This window comes from Pseudomonas sp. Irchel 3H3 (genome assembly GCF_900187635.1).
Classification (GTDB): domain Bacteria; phylum Pseudomonadota; class Gammaproteobacteria; order Pseudomonadales; family Pseudomonadaceae; genus Aquipseudomonas.
In genome coordinates this window covers 128,186-142,179 of sequence record NZ_FYEC01000010.1, presented here as the reverse complement: position 1 = coordinate 142,179, position 13,994 = coordinate 128,186, and the positions used below count along the sequence as shown (strand labels likewise).

The window sequence follows — 13,994 nt, the reverse complement described above, 5'->3', positions numbered from 1 at the left end:
TCACTGAGGGATGAGCCGAACGAGGTCGATAAAAAGTGCACATGAGAATCAATTAATTTTTCAGACGCACCGTTTCAGGCCGCCGCAGGCCCGGAAACATTGACCCAATAGCGGCTGTAGTGCTGGATCTTCAGACCGAAGCCGCTGTGCAACGCAGCCAGTGCCCGGTCAGTGTCATCCACCGGAAAGGCGCCGGAAATCTTCATCCGCGCAATCTGCTGGTCGCAGCGCAGTACCCCGGGACGATAGCGCGAGAGATCGGCGAGCAACTCGCCCAGCGGTCGGTCGATGGCGATGATGCTGCCCTGCTGCCAGGCACCGACCGTGGCATCGTTCTGGCGAATCGAGCCGAGGGCCTGGGCGGTGAAGTCCAGGCGTTGCCCAGCTTCAAGGCGAACCGCTGGCCCGCTCTGCGCCAGGCTGACCTGCACGGCGTTTTCCAGCACCGCGACCGCCCCGCCAGCGACCTGGGAACCCACGATGAAACGAGTCCCCAGGGCCAGCACCTGCCCGTGACGGGTACTGACCCGCAGCGGTCGTTTGCGCGGATCCAGGGCGCTGCTGACCAGCATTTCGCCCCACAGTAATTCCAGCACCCGTTGCGCGCCGTCGAAGCGCACGTTGACCGAGGTGTCGGTGTTGAGCAGTAACGAACTGCCATCCGCCAGACGCACCTCACGCCGCTCCCCCACGGCAGTGCGGTAGTCGGCCAACAGGTTCTGGGTGGTCTCGCTGCGCCAGCCCAACCACCCCAGGGAACCGGCCGACGCCAGCACCAGCACACTGCGCAATACCTGCCGGCGCGAGTGCTGGACACCGTGCAAGGTCGGCGCCACGAAGTTGCCCGGCACCCGGTCCATCTGCTGGCGTACTGACTCGATGCGTTGCCAGGCCTGGCGGTGCAGCTCATCGGCAGCCTGCCAGGCATGCCAATCCTGTCGATCCTGGTCGCTTGCCTGACCGGACTGCAGCCGCGCATACCACTGCGCGGCCGCACTCAGCGCCTGCAGTTCAGGACCGGACAAGCTGGACTTGAGGTGACTCATGACAGCTGCAACTGCAGTTGCATCAGGCAGCAATGCTCCATGGCCTTGGCCATGTGGTTATTCACCGTGCGCGTGGAAATGCCCAGGCGCTCGGCGATGCGCGGATACGTCAGGCCTTCGAACTGCGACAGGATGAACACCTGCTTGACCTGCTTGCCCAGGCCTTCGAGCATGCGGTCGATATCCAGCAGCGCCTGCAGCATGATCGCCTGCTCTTCGAGCGACGGTTGCTGAGATTGCGGGGCGCTGGCCAGAACTTCAAGGTAGGACTGCTCCAGCGAACGCCGGCGAAACAGATCGATCAACAGGCCCTTGGCGACCTGCGACAGGTACGGCCGCGGCTCACGAATCTCTAGCGCATTACGTGCCTTGAGCACCCGCACGAACGTGTCCTGCGTCAGGTCAGCCGCATCGCAGGCGCTGCCCAGGCGTTGGCGCAACCAGCCTTGCAGCCAGCCGTGATGCTCGTGGTACAGGTCGTGGACGGCACTGCGCAGGGAAAGATCGTTGGCAGACATGACGGCGCAGGTTCGTGATTGATAATGTTTCGCATTGTCATGTGGCGCGGGTGGGCTTGGCAATAGGCAGTTGCCATTCGTCTGCCGCACCCACCCTTGGTCGCCAGGGATTAAATCTGGTCTAGGCTTGAAGCCACCTCTACGTGCATCCAGGAGCTGCCACGTCATGTCATTCCAAGCCTATCTGGACAACATCCAGGCCAAGACCGGCCAATCACCGGCTGACCTCAAGCAATTGGCCAACGCCAAAGGGTTCGCCGAAGACGGCAAATTGAAAGCCGGAGTCAAGGCCGGCCAGATCATCGAATGGTTGAAAGCCGACTTCGACCTCGGTCATGGCCACTCCATGGCTATCTATGCATTGCTCAAAGGTAAAGAGTCATGAGGATCGACTGTCATAGTGCTGTCATATATAAACGACCTTTAAACGGTAACTTACACCGACTACCACTGTTTCCTGTCTAATTGCCAAACAACTGTTAATTCACGGTTGACTTAAAACACTCGCCTGAGTAGATTGCCCCGGGTCGGTAAAGCCGACCCTTTTTTCAACTCACAAAAGAATTCAATGGACACAGTATCTAGACGCTGCCCGACCGATGCGTATACGCCAGGTCGGGCCACTTACCCAGTCATCGACGGGACTCGACCTCGGTCGGGCATGCTGCGCTAGAGCCTGAGGTTCCAACGTAACCTGCCTCGCCGGCGTCAGTCCGGTTGCGAGGCATGTTATGAACTTCATCTGCACCTACATCCCAGGGGTTCGCCCCCTTGCCAAAGCGGCGCGCGCCCTGCTGCGCCGCCCGCCAGCGGCCCTCCCACGGGCGCTTTTCAACGCCCCGCCTGCACGCCTGCGATCTCACCCGCTGGGGCATTGGCACGTCTGCCCGGCGAGTGGCCAGCTCGAGCAACGCTGGAGCCTCGATGACGGCCAGGAACCTCCAAGTCGGGGCTTCGTGCACCTGATGCAACAGGCCATTTTGCTACTCGGCCGGTTTCTCGGGGCGCGCACTTTCAGTTGATCTGAAAGTTCTCCAGGCACCAATGATCGACGTTTTCCTTATTCAGGAATTCGGCAACTTTCTATTGCCCGTTAAAACATTAATAGAGCGAGAACAAGCATGGACGACGCCAGTAGACGGTTCGCTGTATGCCTGTGTTTCAGCGGTGTACGGCGAACATTAAAACAGCATAACAACAACTCCCAGAATCGATCGCTGCCGGGCGATTCGATGCACTTTCGCTCGCCTTTTATTAGTTGAGTGGTTGCTGTGTCGTGCCGCCAGCCAGCGGCAGGAGCACCCAGCATGAACACAGTAAAAACCGCAAAAAAAGTCCTCAAGGGTAGCCCACGCGACGCCGGCAAATTGTCAATGCGCGCCGCCCGTGAAGCGCAGAACGGCCTGGCCGTGACCCTAGCCAACCTCAAGACCAGCAGCGTCGGCCTGACCGAACTCGACGCCGAAGGCCGCCTGCTGCGCGACGGCAGCAACGAGGTGGCGCACGACCAGCCACCCCACGCCCTGGTGCAAGTACTGAAGGCCTTCAACAATCCCTTCATCTATGTGCTGCTGACCCTGACGGTCATCAGCTTCATCACCGACTTCTGGATCCCTCTGCGGGACGGCGAAGACACCGACCTGACCGGCGTCATCATCGTCCTGGTGATGGTCCTGGCCAGTGGCCTGATGCGCTTCTGGCAGGAGTACCGCTCGGGCAAATCCGCCGAAGCCCTGAAGAGCATGGTGCGCACCACCGCCAGCGTGCTGCGCCGCGACCAGCCGGGCAGCACGCCGACCCTGCGCGAAGTACCCATGCGTGAACTGGTGGCAGGCGACATCGTGCAGCTGTCGGCCGGCGACATGATCCCCGCAGACATCCGCCTGCTCGAATCCCGGGACCTGTTCATCAGCCAGGCGGTGCTGACCGGTGAAGCCTTGCCGGTGGAGAAATACGACACCCTGGGGGACGTCGCGCAGAAATCCGCGGCGAGCGTGACCAGCGAGCAGAACAACCTGCTGGACCTGTCCAACATCTGCTTCATGGGCACCAACGTGGTCAGCGGCACCGCGCGCGCCGTGGTGGTCGCCACCGGCCCACGCACCTACTTTGGCTCGCTGGCCAAGGCCATCGTCGGCTCACGCACGCAAACCGCCTTCGACCGGGGCGTCAACAGCGTCAGCTGGCTGCTGATCCGCTTCATGCTGGTGATGGTGCCGGTGGTGTTGCTGATCAACGGCTTCACCAAGGGCGACTGGAGCGAAGCCTTCATGTTTGCCCTGGCCGTGGCGGTCGGCCTGACCCCGGAAATGCTGCCGATGATCGTCAGTGCCAACCTGGCCAAGGGTGCGGTGGCGATGGCCAAGCGCAAAGTGGTGGTCAAGCGCCTCAATGCGATCCAGAACTTCGGTTCGATGGACGTGCTGTGCACCGACAAGACCGGCACCCTGACCCAGGACAAAATCATCCTCGAGCATCACCTCGACAGCGCCGGCCAGCGCGACGACGCCGTGCTGGAACTGGCCTGGCTCAACAGCCACCACCAAAGCGGCATGAAAAACCTGATGGACCAGGCGGTGGTGCAGTTCGCCCGGCAGAACCCACATTTCAAGCGACCCTTGGCCTACCGCAAGGTCGATGAATTGCCGTTCGACTTCATTCGCCGGCGCCTGTCGATCATCGTCGAAGACAACCACACCGATCACCTGCTGGTGTGCAAGGGTGCGGTCGAGGAAATGCTCGGCATCAGTAGCTACCTGCACGAGGACGGCATAGACGTGCCCCTCGATGACCCGCGACGCGAAGCCTTGCTGCGCCTGGCCAACCAATACAACGAAGACGGCTTCCGCGTGTTGGTGCTGGCGACCCGGCACATCCCCAAGGCCCAGAGCAAAGCCCAGTACGCCACTGGCGACGAGCGCGACCTGGTGATTCGCGGCTTCCTGACCTTCCTCGATCCGCCCAAGGAAACGGCCGGCCCGGCGATTGCTGCGCTGCGGGACATGGGCGTGACCATCAAGGTGCTGACCGGCGACAACCCCGTGGTGACCTGCAAGATCTGCCGTGAAGTCGGCCTGGAGCCCGGCAAGCCGCTGCTCGGCCAGGACATCGAGCCGATGGACGACGCGACCCTGCAACAACAGGTCGAAACACGCACGGTGTTTGCCAAGCTGACGCCGCTGCAGAAATCCCGGGTGCTCAAGGCACTGCAAGCCAACGGCCACACCGTCGGTTTCCTCGGCGACGGGATCAACGACGCCCCGGCCCTGCGCGATGCCGACGTCGGCATCTCGGTGGACAGCGGCACCGACATTGCCAAGGAATCAGCCGACATCATCCTCCTGGAAAAAAGCCTGATGGTGCTCGAGGAAGGTGTGCTCAAGGGCCGCGAGACCTTCGGCAATATCATGAAGTACCTGAACATGACCGCCAGCTCCAACTTCGGCAACGTGTTCTCGGTGCTGGTGGCCAGCGCGTTCATTCCCTTCCTGCCGATGCTGGCGATCCACCTGTTGCTGCAGAACCTGATGTACGACATCTCCCAACTGGCCCTGCCGTGGGACAAGATGGACAAGGAATACCTGAGCAAACCGCGCAAATGGGATGCGCAGAACATCGGGCGGTTCATGCTGTGGATCGGGCCGACTTCGTCGATCTTCGACATCACCACCTTCGCCCTGATGTGGTACGTGTTCGCGGCCAACAGCGTGGAAATGCAGAGCCTGTTCCAGTCCGGCTGGTTCATCGAAGGGCTGCTGTCCCAGACCCTGGTAGTGCACATGCTGCGCACCCGCAAGATCCCGTTCTTCCAGAGCACCGCGGCGCTACCGGTAATCCTGATGACCGGCCTGGTCATGGTGCTGGGCATCTACATTCCGTTCTCGCCACTGGGCAACCTGGTCGGCCTGACGCCGCTGCCGTGGTCCTACTTCCCATGGCTGGTGGGCACCCTGCTCAGCTACTGCGTGGTCGCCCAGGTGATGAAGACGCTCTACATCCGCCGTTTCAAGCAGTGGTTTTGAGGGGCTGAGGCCTCCCGGCCGTGCAGCTGTCAAAGAAGTTTCCCAATGCCTTAGCTGTTACGCCCATTGGGAAACACCAACCGAAACACCGTCACACTCCCAGGTGAACTCTGCACCTGGGCCGAGCCCTGGTGCAGGCTCATGATCGAGCGCACGATGGCCAGCCCCAGGCCGGTGCCGCCCTGAGCGCGGGAGCGGCTGTTGTCGACGCGGTAGAAGCGGTCGAACAGGTGCGGCAGATGGTGGGATTCGATGCCCGCACCGGGGTTGCTCACCAGCACCGACAGGTGTTCGCCGTGACGTTCGATAACCAGCGAAATCGCCTGCCCGTCAGGACAATGGCGAATCGCGTTGGACAGCAGGTTCGACATCGCGCGCTGGATCATCAGTCGGTCGCCCAGGGCTCGTCCGCTGCCGGAAACCTGCAGGGTGATGTGTTTTTCCTGCGCCGCCAGGCTAAATAAATCGGCGACCTTCAGCGCCTCATCCTCCAGGCAAATCACTTCAAAGGGCACCAGCGCCGCCGGGTGGCTGACCTGGGCCAGGAACAGCATGTCGGAAACGATGCGCGTGACTCGCGCCAGTTCCTCGGTGCAGGACACCAGCACCGCCTTGTACTCCTCGATTGGACGCTCCCGCGACAGGGTCACCTGGGCCTTGCCCATCAGGTTGCTGATGGGCGAACGCAGTTCGTGCGCCAGATCGTCGGAGAACTGCGACAGTTGCTGCACACCGTTGTCGAGCCGGTGCAGCATGAAGTTGATGCCATGCGCCAGTTCGCTGAGCTCCTGGGGCATATTGGCTTCCGACAGTCGATGATTCAGGTCCTGGGCCGAAACCATCGCTGCGACTTTGCGAAACTCACGCAGCGGGGCAAGGCCACGCTGGACAACCGCCCAGGCACTGAGGCCAATCAGGATCAACAGCAACGGCAAGGCAATCAGGGTCGAGCTGAGGTAGGCACTGAGCAGGGCCTCATCATTGGAGCGGTCAACCGACAACAGCACCACAACCAACTGCCCATCGTTGATCGGCATCAATTGGGTGGCCGTCAGAAAGTGCCTGCCCTGATCATCCGAACGGCTGAAGTAGGTGACCTTGTCCTGACTCGCCGCGGCCGCCTCACGACGGGCCTGCGCCGGTAACGGCAGTGGGCTGCCGACACTGAGCAACGGTGCCGTCGGGTCGCTTTGATCGAGAATCGTCAGGTTCAGGTTGTCATGCCCCATGACCTGGTCCAGCAATGAGTGTGGCTTGAGCGGCAGGTCGCTGGCGTGCTGCTCCAGTGCCAGGCTGTGGCGAATCTGCTGCATTTTCCTTTCCAGGCCGCCCTTGGCCAGGGCGTCCAGTTCGTGGGTCAGCGCCAGGAACGCGAGAATGGCCAACACCACCACCAGCACTGCGCCCAGGACGCTGACCGTCAACCCCAAGCGCATCGACAGGCTGGCCGGTTTCATTCGCGCGCCTCCAGCACATAACCGACGCCGCGCAGGGTGTGGATCAGCTTACGGTCGAATGGGTCGTCGATCTTGGCCCGCAAGCGGCGGATCGAAACCTCGACCACGTTGGTGTCACAATCAAAATTCATATCCCATACCAGGGAAATAATCTGGGTCCGCGACAGCACTTCACCCGACTGGCGCATCAGCAGGTGCAGCAACGCGAACTCCTTGGTGGTCAGGTCGATACGTTGCTCACCCCGGAACGCCCGATGTCGCCCCTGATCCAGTTCCAGGTCGGCCACCTTCAACACCTGAGGCAACGGAATCTGCGCGCTGCGCCGTAGCAATGTGCGTACCCGCGCCAGCAGTTCGGGAAACTCGAAGGGCTTGACCAGGTAGTCATCAGCCCCCAGATCCAGCCCACGGACCTTATCGGCAAGCCGCCCTCTGGCGGTCAGCATCATCACCAGGGTGTTGCCACTCTTGCGGATATGTTCCAGCACGAACCAGCCATCTACCTCAGGCAGGTTTACATCAAGTATCACCAAGTCATAGGCCTGTTGCCGGGCCAGGTGAAGTCCATCTGCACCGTTGTTCGCACAGTCCACTACATAGCCACTTTCGGTCAGCCCCTGGTGCAAATAGTCGGCAGCTTTCAGCTCGTCCTCGATCACAAGGATTCGCATAGTTGTTCACCTTTAAACAAATAACGCATGGATTTATTCAGAGCACGACAAAGATTTTTTCATACGGCTCTGTGATTCAACATGAACCGCTCATGCACCACGCTAATGTCTGTAGTGGCTTCAGGGTCAACCGGAATCCGCGACCTTGAGCGCTGCAATCTGCAGGCGCGACAAAATGCCGCAACTAACAGGCAGGCTAATTCACGAACAAACAAAATCAACAAGTGCATCTGAGCGGATAAACCATCGGTGTTTGTATCGTCATATTTCGATGGCGATACCTATAACGTTCCAACACTTTCCATCCTAATACACACGTACCCGCGCACACCGCGGATAACGTATTTGTAATTATCCAGCCACCTTACTGATAAGCACCGACCTCTAGATTAACGCCATCGCCTGTTTCGCATTAAAGGAACGTCCACAGTGCAGGGTTATCAATGCGTCGTTATTCCACCCAGGATCAGAAAGTTAATCACTGGCCCTGCTGTTTTACTGCTCAGTCTGGCAGTCGCCGCCAGTGCCTTGCCGGCCATGGCACAGGCCGCACCATTGACCCTGGAGCGAGCGCTGCAGAGTGCCTTTGCCGACAACCCTGATCTGGCTGCGGCACAATGGGAAATTGGGGTTGCCGAGGGTGACCGTCAGCAGGCGGGTTTGATCCCCAATCCGCAAGTGTCCTGGGAGGCCGAAGACACCCGACGCCGCTCGCGAACCACCACACTGATGCTCAGCCAACCGCTGGAACTGGGTGGAAAACGCGGCGCCCGAATCGAAGTCGCCGAGCGTGCGCAGGACGCTGCGAGCATCGAGCTGGAACGTCGACGCAATGAATTGCGCGCGGATGTGATCCAGGCCTTCTACAGTTCGACCACCGCCCAGCAACGTTTGTCATTGACCGAGCAATCGCTGCTACTGGCCGAGCGCGGACTACGCGTAGCCCAGGGGCGCATCAACGCCGGCAAGGCGGCGCCGGTCGAAGCCATGCGTGCGCAGGTGCAACTGTCGCAGGTGCGCCTGCAACTGCGTCGCGCCGAACGTGACCAGGCCACCGCCTATCAGCAGCTGGCACAGGTCACCGGGGCCCCACAGGCCACCTTTACCCGCGCCGAAGAACCGACAAGCGCATTACCGGCCATCGCGTCCTCGCAGATCCTGCTTGATCGCCTCCCCGATACCGCCGAGCTGCGCCTGGCGCGTTTGCAGATCAACCAGAAGGAAGCCTCACTAGGCCTGGAAAAGGCCCTGCGTATCCCCGACCTGACGGTAAGCATCGGTAGCCAGTACAGCGAGACCGATCGCGAACGGGTCAACCTCCTGGGCGTGTCGATGCCGATTCCACTGTTCAATCGCAACCAGGGCAATGTGCTGGCCGCCGCGCGCCGCACCGACCAGGCTCGGGACCTGCGCAACGCCAGCGAATTGCGCTTGCGCTCCGAGGTTCAGTCAGGCCTGGACCAATGGGCCACCGCCAACACCGAAGTCAACGCCTTCAACCAGGTGATCCTGCCGGCGGCCCAAAGTGCAGTCGACAGCGCCACCCGTGGCTTTGAAATGGGCAAATTCAACTTCCTCGACGTGCTCGATGCCCAGCGCACCCTGTTCGAAGCACGCAGCCAATACCTGCAGGCCGTGGCCGATGCCACCGATGCCTGGGTGCGTATCGAACGCATCTATGGCGACACCCGCGCCCTCTTCCCCACCCCTTGAAATCCTATCTATAGCCGTATTGCGCACCCGTCCGGTCGTACTGACCCAACGGTGCCTGGAGTATCCATGGACAAAAAAGCCATCCTGGCCATCGCTTTGACCCTGAGCGCCGGCATCGGCCTCGGCTCATTGCTGACCACCCGCGCCACGTCTGCGACCGATGCAGAGCAGGCGCACGCCGAGCACGGCACACCCGCCCAGATCACGGTCGACAAAGCAACTGAAGCAGAACCGGAGGAAGCCGAAGGTCACCTGACGCTCAGCGAGGAGCAGATCAACTCCGCCGGCATTCAACTGGCCGAGGCACGGCCACAGGTCATGGCGCTGTCCCTGGCGTTCCCCGGCGAAGTACGTTTCGACGAAGACCGCACTGCTCACATCGTTCCCCGCGCACCCGGGGTGGTCGAGCAGGTGCTGGTCAACCTCGGACAAGCGGTGAAAAAGGGCCAGTTGCTGGCGGTGATTGCCAGCCCGCAAATCTCCGAGCAACGCAGTGAGCAGGCGGCAGCCCAGCGTCGCGTTGAACTGGCGCGCAGCACCTTTGAGCGTGAACGCCAGTTGTGGCAGGAGCAGATTTCCGCCGAGCAGGATTTTCTGCAGGCGCGCCAAGCCCTGCAAGAAGCCGAGATCGCCCTGAACAACGCACGCCAGAAAATCAGCGCATTGAGTGGCAGCAGCGCTACCGGTGGTGGCAATCGTTATGAGTTGCGTGCGCCTTTCGACGCGATGGTGGTGGAAAAACACCTGACCCTGGGGGAAGTGGTCAATGACTCCACCAGCGTGTTTACCCTCTCCGACCTGTCGCGGGTATGGGTAACGTTTGGGGTTTCGCCAAAGGATCTGGGCAGCGTACGAGTCGACACGGCGGTCAACGTCAATGCCCCGGAACTGAATGCCGAAGTGGCGGGCAACGTGTCCTACGTCGGCAGCCTGCTGGGCGAGCAAACCCGCACGGCCACGGTCCGGGCCAGCCTCGCCAACCCAGACGGCGCCTGGCGTCCGGGGTTGTTCGTGACCGTGCGGGTCACGACCGATACCCGCCAGGCCCCGGTCACCGTCCCTGAAACCGCGATTCAGACCATTGAGGACAGCCCCAGTGTTTTCCTGCGCACTGACGACGGCTTTGAGGCTCGGACAGTGGTGCTCGGCAGCCGCTCCGCAGGCCAGGTGGAAATCCTCCAGGGGCTGGATGCCGGGGCGCACGTCGCCACGGCGGGCAGCTTCATCCTCAAGTCAGAACTGGGCAAGGCTTCGGCCGAGCACGCTCACTGATCCGCTATCGGCACAAGAAGGTCCTCATGTTCGAACGCCTGATCCAATTCGCCATCCAGCAGCGCATCATCGTGCTGCTCGCGGTTCTACTCATGGCTGGCCTGGGTATCGCCAGCTACCAGAAGTTGCCGATCGACGCCGTGCCGGACATCACCAACGTCCAGGTGCAGATCAACACAGCGGCAGCCGGGTTCTCGCCGCTGGAAACCGAGCAGCGCATCACTTTCCCCATCGAAACGGCCATGGCCGGGTTGCCGGCGCTGGAACAGACCCGTTCGCTGTCACGCTCAGGGCTATCGCAAGTGACGGTGATCTTCAAGGAAGGCACCGACCTGTTCTTTGCGCGGCAATTGGTCAATGAAAGGCTGCAGGTGGCCAAGGAGCAACTGCCTCCGGGCGTCGAGGCCGTCATGGGCCCCATCTCCACGGGGCTCGGGGAGATTTTCCTGTGGACCGTGGAAGCCAGCGCCGATGCGCGCAAGGAGGACGGCAGCGCGTACACCCCCACCGATTTGCGGGTGATCCAGGACTGGATCATCAAGCCGCAACTGCGCAATGTGCCCGGTGTGGCGGAGATCAACACCATCGGCGGCTTTGCCAAGGAGTATCAGATTGCCCCCGACCCCAAGCGCCTGGCCGCCTACAAGCTGACGTTGACCGACCTGGTGAGCGCACTGGAACGCAACAACGCCAACGTCGGTGCCGGGTACATCGAGCGCAGTGGGGAGCAGTTGCTGATTCGCGCTCCCGGTCAGGTGGCGAGTCTCGATGACATCGCCAACATCGTCATGGCCAACGTCGACGGCACACCAATCCGGATCAAGAACGTCGCCAGTGTCGACATCGGCCGTGAATTACGCACCGGTGCCGCCACTGAAAACGGCCGGGAAGTGGTGCTCGGCACGGTGTTCATGTTGATCGGCGAAAACAGCCGCACGGTGTCGCAAGCGGTGGCCAGCAGGCTTGAGCAGATCAACCGGACCCTGCCTCAGGGCGTGGTCGCAGTGACGGTGTACGACCGCACCACGCTGGTCGACAAAGCCATTGCTACGGTCAAGAAAAACCTCATCGAAGGCGCGATCCTGGTGATCGCCATATTGTTCCTGTTCCTGGGCAATATCCGCGCAGCGCTGATCACCGCCATGGTGATCCCCCTGGCCATGCTGTTCACCTTCACCGGCATGTTCACCAACAAGGTCAGCGCCAACCTGATGAGCCTCGGCGCGCTGGACTTCGGCATTATCGTCGACGGCGCAGTGGTCATCGTCGAGAACGCCATCCGCCGTCTGGCCCACGCCCAGCAGCAGCATGGCCGTATTCTCACTCGCTCCGAGCGCTTCCATGAAGTCTTCGCGGCAGCCAGGGAAGCACGACGGCCACTGATCTACGGCCAATTGATCATCATGGTGGTGTACTTGCCGATCTTTGCCCTGACCGGGGTCGAGGGCAAAATGTTTCATCCAATGGCGTTCACCGTGGTGATTGCCCTGCTCGGCGCCATGCTGCTCTCGGTGACCTTCGTGCCAGCGGCAATCGCGATGTTTGTCACCGGCAAGGTCAAGGAAGGCGAGAACCTGGTCATGCGCGGCGCGCGCCGGGCCTATGCGCCAGCGCTGGATTGGGTCATGGGGCACCGCCAACTGGCGTTCGCCCTGGCGCTCGCGATGATCGGCGTCTGCACGGTGGTCGCCAGCCGCATGGGCAGTGAGTTCGTGCCCAGCCTCAGCGAAGGCGACTTCGCCCTGCAAGCCTTGCGCGTACCGGGCACCAGCCTGAGCCAATCCGTGGATATGCAACAGCGCCTGGAAACGCTGCTGCTGGAAAAGATCCCCGAAGTGCAACGTGTATTCGCCCGCACCGGTACCGCCGAGATCGCCTCCGACCCGATGCCGCCAAACATCTCCGACAGCTACGTGATGCTCAAGCCGCAGCAACAGTGGCCCGACCCGAACAAAAGCCGCGAGGCGCTGATCGCCGATATCCAGCGGGTGACCGCACTGTTGCCGGGCAGTAACTATGAGTTGTCGCAACCGATCCAGCTGCGCTTCAACGAGCTGATTTCCGGGGTGCGCAGCGACGTCGCGGTCAAGGTCTTCGGTGACGACATGGACGTACTCAACAGCACCGCGACGAAGATTGCGGCGACGCTGCAAAAAATCGATGGCGCCTCGGAGGTCAAGGTCGAACAGACCACCGGCCTACCGGTATTGACCATCAATATCGACCGCGACAAAGCCGCGCGTTACGGGCTCAACGTCGGTGATGTGCAGGACACCATAGCGGTGGCGGTTGGCGGACGCCAGGCCGGCATCCTGTATGAAGGAGATCGGCGCTTCGACATGGTGGTGCGTTTGTCCGACGCCATGCGCAAGGACGTCGATGGCCTGTCGAAGCTGCTGATCCCAGTACCCGCCCTGCTCAACGGCAGTGCCAATACCATCGGCTTCATAGCCCTGGCGGACGTTGCCAGCCTGGATCTGGTGCTCGGGCCAAACCAGGTCAGTCGCGAGAATGGCAAGCGCCTGGTGATTGTCAGTGCCAACGTGCGTGGCCGCGATATCGGTTCGTTCGTGCAGCAGGCCAGTGCCCAGATCGAGCAGCAGGTACAGATTCCTGCCGGTTACTGGACCTCCTGGGGTGGTCAGTTCGAGCAGCTGCAGTCGGCTGCCAAGCGCCTGCAGATTGTGGTGCCGGTGGCCTTGCTGCTGGTGTTCGCGCTGCTATTTATGATGTTCAACAACCTCAAGGATGGCTTGTTGGTGTTCACCGGCATCCCGTTCGCCTTGACCGGTGGTGTTATGGCCCTGTGGCTGCGGGATATTCCACTGTCGATCTCCGCCGGCGTGGGGTTCATCGCGCTGTCCGGAGTGGCAGTGCTCAACGGCCTGGTGATGATCGCCTTCATCCGCAACCTGCGCGAGCAAGGTCGATCCCTTGGCGTGGCCGTCAACGAAGGCGCCTTGACGCGCTTGCGTCCGGTGCTGATGACCGCGCTGGTGGCGTCCCTGGGCTTCATCCCTATGGCCCTGGCAACCGGTACCGGTGCTGAGGTCCAACGGCCCCTGGCCACCGTGGTGATCGGTGGAATCCTGTCGTCGACGGCCCTCACGTTATTGATATTGCCGGCGCTGTATCACTGGGCCCATCGGCGGGATGAAGAGCTCGTGAGCGAAAACCCAGCGCACTAATCTATTCGTGCTTACTTGCCCGCAGTCATTAATGACTGCGGGTTTTTTAGTGTTTTGGGTATTTGCATGACTGATCTGTCATCGTGCCGCCACGTCGACGACAGGTC

General features: G+C 61.2%; 9 protein-coding genes. 5 read left to right on the top strand and 4 right to left on the bottom strand.

Annotated elements, in window-relative coordinates; all coding sequences use genetic code 11:
* Positions 1 to 74 precede the first annotated feature (74 nt).
* Together CKW24_RS13755 and CKW24_RS13750 are read right to left on the bottom strand one after the other, a co-directional pair.
* Entirely contained in the window at positions 75 to 1,046 is a 972-nt protein-coding gene (locus CKW24_RS13755; RefSeq protein WP_095168725.1) for a FecR domain-containing protein, read from the bottom strand.
* Positions 1,043 to 1,564 (bottom strand): sigma-70 family RNA polymerase sigma factor, encoded by a 522-nt coding sequence (locus CKW24_RS13750; RefSeq protein ID WP_095168724.1) that lies wholly within the window; start codon positions 1,562 to 1,564, stop codon positions 1,043 to 1,045. The genes CKW24_RS13755 and CKW24_RS13750 overlap by 4 nt, the downstream gene beginning before the upstream one ends.
* Positions 1,565 to 1,730: 166 nt before the next feature.
* Here CKW24_RS13750 and CKW24_RS13745 point away from each other — a divergent pair, with 166 nt between their 5' ends.
* Together CKW24_RS13745 and mgtA are read left to right on the top strand one after the other, a co-directional pair.
* On the top strand, positions 1,731 to 1,949 hold the full coding sequence (locus CKW24_RS13745) for a DUF4287 domain-containing protein (RefSeq protein WP_095168723.1): 219 nt from the start codon (positions 1,731 to 1,733) through the stop codon (positions 1,947 to 1,949).
* A gap of 922 nt (positions 1,950 to 2,871) precedes the next feature.
* A complete protein-coding gene (gene mgtA / locus CKW24_RS13735; RefSeq protein WP_095168721.1) occupies positions 2,872 to 5,586 on the top strand; it encodes a magnesium-translocating P-type ATPase in 2,715 nt (904 codons plus the stop codon).
* Between the two features lie 50 nt (positions 5,587 to 5,636).
* On the opposite strand, the gene CKW24_RS13730 is transcribed toward mgtA, so the two are convergent.
* Positions 5,637 to 7,043: a heavy metal sensor histidine kinase gene (locus CKW24_RS13730; RefSeq protein WP_095168720.1), complete on the bottom strand. Its 1,407-nt coding sequence runs from the start codon at positions 7,041 to 7,043 to the stop codon at positions 5,637 to 5,639.
* Positions 7,040 to 7,714, bottom strand: coding sequence for a heavy metal response regulator transcription factor (locus tag CKW24_RS13725; RefSeq protein ID WP_095168719.1), 675 nt, complete (start codon positions 7,712 to 7,714; stop codon positions 7,040 to 7,042). Before CKW24_RS13725 ends, CKW24_RS13730 begins: the two co-directional genes overlap by 4 nt.
* Before the next feature lie 537 nt (positions 7,715 to 8,251).
* Here CKW24_RS13725 and CKW24_RS13720 point away from each other — a divergent pair.
* The 3 genes from CKW24_RS13720 (at position 8,252) to CKW24_RS13710 (ending at position 13,887) form a co-directional block, all read left to right on the top strand.
* Positions 8,252 to 9,427: a TolC family protein gene (locus CKW24_RS13720; RefSeq protein ID WP_095168718.1), complete on the top strand. Its 1,176-nt coding sequence runs from the start codon at positions 8,252 to 8,254 to the stop codon at positions 9,425 to 9,427.
* 66 nt (positions 9,428 to 9,493) lie between these two features.
* On the top strand, positions 9,494 to 10,699 hold the full coding sequence (locus tag CKW24_RS13715; RefSeq protein ID WP_095168717.1) for an efflux RND transporter periplasmic adaptor subunit: 1,206 nt from the start codon (positions 9,494 to 9,496) through the stop codon (positions 10,697 to 10,699).
* A gap of 26 nt (positions 10,700 to 10,725) precedes the next feature.
* Positions 10,726 to 13,887, top strand: a complete 3,162-nt coding sequence (locus CKW24_RS13710; protein ID WP_095168716.1) for a CusA/CzcA family heavy metal efflux RND transporter — start codon at positions 10,726 to 10,728, stop codon at positions 13,885 to 13,887.
* The last annotated feature ends 107 nt before the right edge of the window (positions 13,888 to 13,994 follow it).